This is a genomic window from Streptomyces sp. JJ38, from assembly GCF_019303475.1.
Classification (GTDB): Bacteria; Actinomycetota; Actinomycetes; order Streptomycetales; family Streptomycetaceae; genus Streptomyces.
This window is the reverse complement of sequence record NZ_JABLSI010000099.1, coordinates 1-1,804: the sequence shown is the minus strand read 5'-3', so window position 1 is coordinate 1,804 and position 1,804 is coordinate 1. Positions and strand designations below refer to the sequence as shown.

The window sequence follows — 1,804 nt, the reverse complement described above, 5'->3', positions numbered from 1 at the left end:
CCGCCGCATGCACCACACCCGACAACGGACCCTCCAACGACTCGAACAGAGCCGTCAGCCGGTGCCGGTCCGCCACGTCGCACGCCGCCACCCGCACCTCGGCGCCCCGCGCCTCCAAATCCGCCACCAGCTCACCGACGCCGGCGGCAGCCGGGCCGCGGCGACTCACCAGCACCAGGCGCTTGACGCCATGCCGCTCCACCAGGTGCCGCGCGAACAGCGCACCCAGACCACCCGTACCGCCGGTGACCAGGACCGCTCCCCCGGTGTCGACCGTCGGCGGCTCGCCGACGACGGCCCGGCCCAGGCGCGGCGCCAACAACCGGCCCTCGCGGACCGCCACCTGCGGTTCCTCCAGGTCGAGCAGTGCGCCCCAGTCGGGCACGCCGCCGCCGTCGTAGTCGATGAGGGTGAAGCGGCCCGGGTGCTCCGTCTGGGCACTGTGGACCAGGCCCCACACCGGTGCCTGTGCGAGCTCGGGCGCCTCGTCCCGGACGGCGACCGCGTTGCGCGTCACCACCATCAACCGGGCCTCGCCCAGCGACTCACTGTCCAGCCAGCGCTGGACGAGCGTCAGCGCGCTCAGCGCCGTCGCCCGTGCGCGCTCGGCCGGGTCACCTGCCTCGGCCGCCGTCTCGACGGCGGTCACGACGACCTCCGGTACCGCCGCGCCGTCGGCGACAGCCTGCTCCAGGCCCGCCAGGTCGGCGTAGCGATCGCCCGGCACACTCAGCTCACCGAGCACCGCGACCCGTGCCGACGTCGGTGTCCCGGCCGGGACGTCCACCCAGTCGATCTGGTGCAGCGAGCGGCGGCCGCTCCGCCGCGCGGCTTCGAGCTGCGCCTGCTCCACCGGACGGACGTCCATCCGGGCCACACGCGCGAGCGGGGTGCCGTCCTCGCCGGAGATCTCCAGCCGCAGCGCGGTCTCGTCGGCCAGCCCGACCCGCACCCGCAGCCGGGTGCTCCCGGTGCGCTCCAGCCGGACCCCCGACCAGGAGAACGGCAATCCGCCCTCGGAACCCGGGCGGTAGAGCATGCCGAGGCCGCCGTGCAGCGCGGAGTCGAGGAGTGCCGGGTGGACGCCGAAGCCCTGTGCGGAGCCCGCGACGTCGGGCAGCTCCAGCTCGGTGCACACGTCGTCCCCGACCTGCCAGGCCGACCGGACGGCCCGGAACGCGGGACCGTAGTCGAACCCGGCGTCGGTCAGGTGCGCGTGCTTGTTCACCCTCCGGTACAGCTCGTCCACGTCGATCGGCTCGGCACCCGCAGGCGGCCACTGGCCCGGCGGCGCCGTCACCGGCTCGCCCTCCGGGGCCAGCCAGCCCCGGCCGTGGCAGGTCGCCTCGCCCGGTTCGTCGTCGTCGACGCGCTCGGGGCGCGTGAACACGGCGACCTCGCGGCGGCCGTCCTCCCCCGCTGCCCCGACGGTCACCTGCACCTGCACCGTCGCGTCCTCGTCCAGCAGCAGCGGTGACTCGATCACCAGCTCGTCCAGCACCGGGCACCCGGCCTCGCGCCCGGCGGTCAGCGCCATCTCCACCAGCGCCGCGCCGGGCACCAGCACCATGCCGAACACGATGTGGTCACGCGTCCACGGCTGGGCGTCGATGGACAGACGTCCGGTGAGCAGCCACTCGTCACGGTCGCCGATCCGGGCCACCGCGGTGAGCACCGGGTGATCGACACGCCCCAGCCCCGACGCCGTGGCGTCCGCCGGGCGGACCCCGGGCGCGAGCCAGAACCACTCGTGCTGGAAGGCGTAGGTGGGCAGGGGGACGCGCTGTGCGCCGGTTCCGGCGTA

The 1,804-nt window shown here is 75.1% G+C and carries 1 protein-coding gene; it reads right to left on the bottom strand.

What is annotated here, in order from left to right; all coding sequences use genetic code 11:
* Nucleotides 1-1,804: KR domain-containing protein (locus HPT28_RS26390; protein WP_219094487.1), on the bottom strand; the 1,804-nt coding region annotated here is incomplete at both ends.